Here is a 3,663-nt window from a genome sequence, read left to right on the forward strand (position 1 = left end):
CGATTAGCTCAGTTGGGAGAGCACCGCCCTTACAAGGCGGGGGTCACTGGTTCAAGCCCAGTATCGTCCACCACTTCTTTTTATATATTTAATTAGTTACTGCGGTGCGAGCACCTTCTACTCTTTACCACCCGCGCCGAATCACTGGTTCAAGCCCAGTATCGTCCACCACTTCTTTTATATATTTAATTAGTTACTGCGGTGCGAGCACCTTCTACTCTTTACCACCCGCACCGAATCACTGGTTCAAGCTCAGTATCGTCCACCACTTCTTTTTATATATTTAATTAGTTACTGCGGTGCGAGCACCTTCTACTCTTTACCACCCGCGCCGAATCACTGGTTCAAAAAAAAAAGACTGTATCTTTTATTTATCTTATATTTTTGTAATTAAATGTGATGGCATCGACAGTTTAGGATTTAAAATCTATTTCTATACTTGATATAATTCCAGCACTTCAACGTTTAAGAGTGCTACCGTGGCAAACAATAATGCATTAAACCGTCAGCGATTAGATAAGCGAATATCACAAGTATTAAACATTTCCCGTACCGATGTTAAACGCTTACTAGCCAAACAAGAGATAACGGTTGATGGAATAACCACTCAAGATGCAGACGAAATTGTTAACAAATTTTCAAAAATTATTGTAAAAACTCAACTATTACCTTTTGAAGAAGCTTATTACCTAATGTTAAATAAGCCTAAAGGGGTAGTATCCGCTACGAAAGACGATAAACACCAAACCGTTATTAACTTATTAAAGTGTTCATATAAAAACGAATTACACATAGTAGGAAGGTTAGATCTAAATAGTACAGGGCTTATATTATTAACCAATGACAGTAGATGGTCTGAACAAATAACCAACCCATCTGCTAAAGTAGAAAAACAGTACTTAGTGACTGTCGATAAACCGATAACACAAGATTATGTAACAGCATTTGCCCAGGGGATGTATTTTCAGTATGAAAATGCAACAACATTACCTGCGCAGCTTGAAATACTGACGAGTTATAAGGCCTTAGTTATCATTCAAGAAGGGAAATATCATCAAATTAAGCGTATGTTTGGCCGTTTTCAAAACAAAGTTTTAAGCATACACCGCATTAGTGTTGGTCATATCTCTCTTGATAAAAACCTTAAAGCTGGCGACTCAAGATCATTAAGCGTTGAAGAAATAAACAACGACTATAAAAATAATAATTTTGCAGGTAAATTCTAAGATTAAAGATTGACCATAAGCCATTTTATCAGTACATTACATCAAAACTATACGAAGTAAATCGTAATATTATTTGTCATTGCGGTTAGAATAAGGGTTAACCATGAGTAGAAGAAGACACGCAGAAGAAGCCAACGAAAGTGAAGTAGATATGACGCCAATGTTGGACATTGTATTTATATTATTGATTTTCTTTATCGTAACAACCTCTTTTGTTCGCGAAGAAGGCATTTTAGTAAATAGACCAAAAGCACAAAATAACCCGCCTGATAATGCTGCTCCTACCGTTGTTGTTCAAATTAGCGAAAATGGACAAGTAAAATTTAACGGAAAACCAGTAGATATTGAACGATTAGGTGCACGTATAGAAAGCTTCTTAGCTGAAAACTTAACAAACAGTGCCGTTATTATTCCTGAATTCGAAACAAAGCACGATATGGTTGTTCAAGTAATGGATCAGGTAAAACAATTTGATCAACTCGTTATTTCAATTGGTAAGTCGAAAAAATAGCGTAGTTGATACTATCAAAGTTTAACAAAAATCCCATGTTTAACATGGGCTTTTTGTTTTATCGTTTATGTTCCATGTTTAGATACCCTGACTAACGTATGCCTCTCTCAAGTTCATTTTTAACCCCGTAATTTACACATTCAGATTGTCAATAACGATCTTACAACACGATTTGTTACGCATAAAAATACTGAATTTATTTAAAACTAAACGATGTACTCATATATATTAATATTATTGAATAATCATCACTCCTGGTATAAGGTTCATCTACTAATAGCATTAGTTTCATTTCAAAAATGAAAACATCAAATGGAAGTTGATAAATGAAAAATGGAAAATGGCATACTAATGCCAAACGTTTCTTGTGTATTACTAGCTTAATACTAACCTCATCTTTAACACATGCTGAAAACTGGCAAGCGTATGTTGATAAAAATATCAACGTTGATAGTGCCCATGCAGTTGTCAATCAATACGAACCCATAGTGCGATGTGATGGCCATTCAACTCCCGATACACAATCTTGTTATTCAACCCCAACCAAAGTACTTGTTGTTGATGCGAATAGTGGCCAGTTAGCGGGGTATGAAATAGGCCATACCAATCAAAATAGCCCAAGGTACATGTTACAAAAATATGTAACATCAATTGAAGTGTCTGCAAACGTTGCTAACTTAATGACAAACACACTCGATGCGTATGAGATATTAAATGATACGGCAGAGGCAATATCATCCAATAAATTAACAGCGGCTAGTTCTTCTACGGGTAATTGTGATAGTAATAGCCCAACAGCAAAAGCTGTACAAGCATTTACAGATGGAGCTATATTAGATCAGGTACACAACAAAGCCGCACAGGGGTTTGATCAACGTTTTTCTAGTTTAGCGGCTGATTTTTTTGCAATAACATTAAAATATTTTAGTTTTAATGTTGCTAGTAATGGGGTTTCATTAGAAGGCACTTTTCAATTTGATGCTATAACTAAGACCGTTATTACTCGGTTTGGAGAAACTAACGATGCCCCTTTTGCCGACAATTATGTAGTAGCTTATCATTTAACTGTAAAAAATAACGCCATTCATATAATTGTATCTGATGTGCAAACAAAACTTGATGGTGTACCGTTAAACATGCTCAAAGCTACCGGTCTTACATCAGTTAATGATTGCCTTATTAAAGAGCTTAACAAATACATCGCGGCTTCTGTTGATTCGTATCATACCGATAGCGTAGGGGCTGACTCATTACCCATTGGATGGAATCGAATACCAGTTCACACAGATGGTGTACACATTAATAACAAAAAATGTGTATGGACATTCCATGATAAAGATAAACACTTTATGCAAGTTTTAGGCTCTTGCCCACATTTCGGTAAAGATAATACTTAATATCTAAAACCCGTAGCTTCCGCTACGGGTTTCTCTAAATAAAAGCTTGATTCAGGCCCGCGAATTCGCAGAGCTCATTCGGTTAAAATGGGCCAACATGAAACGCTTTATCTTGTCTGTTAACCATTTCAACCCTACTGACGTGAATGGATTCACTAATGTCGTGGTGCCATGGATGGCAAAGAACGACCAAGTGAGAGTACTTCATGTATTTTGTCCATAAAAAAAGGCCGTCTTATTAGACGGCCTTTTCTTTGGAATAAAAGCTTGACTCAGGCCCGCGAACTCGCAGAGCTCATTCGGTTAAAATGGGCCAACATGAAACGGTTCATCTTGTCTGTTACCTTTTTAACCCTACACTCATATGGGCGTTACTTATCACATGAGTCACACGACCATCGGCGCTATTGCATTGACTACTGAACTTTCGTCATGGGTATTTGCCCATAGTTTCAAGGATATTTATCCTGACTTAATATTTTTATCCCAAATGCAAAAAACCCGTAGCTTTCGCTACGGGTTTCTCTAA

At 36.7% G+C, this 3,663-nt stretch carries 5 protein-coding genes; all 5 read left to right on the forward strand.

From position 1 onward, the window contains the following. Positions 1-479 precede the first annotated feature (479 nt). The 5 genes from Q4489_RS18080 (at position 480) to Q4489_RS18100 (ending at position 3,663) form a co-directional block, all read left to right on the forward strand. On the forward strand, positions 480-1,226 hold the full coding sequence (locus Q4489_RS18080) for a pseudouridine synthase (protein ID WP_303483308.1): 747 nt from the start codon (positions 480-482) through the stop codon (positions 1,224-1,226). A gap of 103 nt (positions 1,227-1,329) precedes the next feature. After that, complete coding sequence (locus tag Q4489_RS18085) at positions 1,330-1,737, forward strand: biopolymer transporter ExbD (protein ID WP_303483310.1); 408 nt, start codon at positions 1,330-1,332, stop codon at positions 1,735-1,737. Between the two features lie 326 nt (positions 1,738-2,063). After that, on the forward strand, positions 2,064-3,134 hold the full coding sequence (locus Q4489_RS18090; RefSeq protein ID WP_303483312.1) for a hypothetical protein: 1,071 nt from the start codon (positions 2,064-2,066) through the stop codon (positions 3,132-3,134). Between the two features lie 97 nt (positions 3,135-3,231). Then, positions 3,232-3,357: a hypothetical protein gene (locus tag Q4489_RS18095; protein WP_303483314.1), complete on the forward strand. Its 126-nt coding sequence runs from the start codon at positions 3,232-3,234 to the stop codon at positions 3,355-3,357. 159 nt (positions 3,358-3,516) lie between these two features. Continuing rightward, positions 3,517-3,663 carry a hypothetical protein gene (locus Q4489_RS18100; RefSeq protein ID WP_303483317.1) on the forward strand — a complete coding sequence of 49 codons (147 nt, stop codon included), beginning with the start codon at positions 3,517-3,519 and terminating at the stop codon, positions 3,661-3,663.

Origin of the sequence: Thalassotalea sp. 1_MG-2023 (assembly GCF_030546745.1) — a bacterium.
Taxonomy (GTDB): Bacteria; Pseudomonadota; Gammaproteobacteria; order Enterobacterales; family Alteromonadaceae; genus Thalassotalea_C.

Bases quoted from the DNA above. Each gene is read 5' to 3' on its own strand.
- Q4489_RS18090 (WP_303483312.1), top strand. From the start codon at position 2,064: ATGAAAAATGGAAAATGGCATACTAATGCCAAACGTTTCTTGTGTATT.
- Q4489_RS18085 (WP_303483310.1), top strand. From the start codon at position 1,330: ATGAGTAGAAGAAGACACGCAGAAGAAGCCAACGAAAGTGAAGTAGAT.
- Q4489_RS18100 (WP_303483317.1), top strand. From the start codon at position 3,517: ATGAGTCACACGACCATCGGCGCTATTGCATTGACTACTGAACTTTCG.
- Q4489_RS18095 (WP_303483314.1), top strand. From the start codon at position 3,232: ATGAAACGCTTTATCTTGTCTGTTAACCATTTCAACCCTACTGACGTG.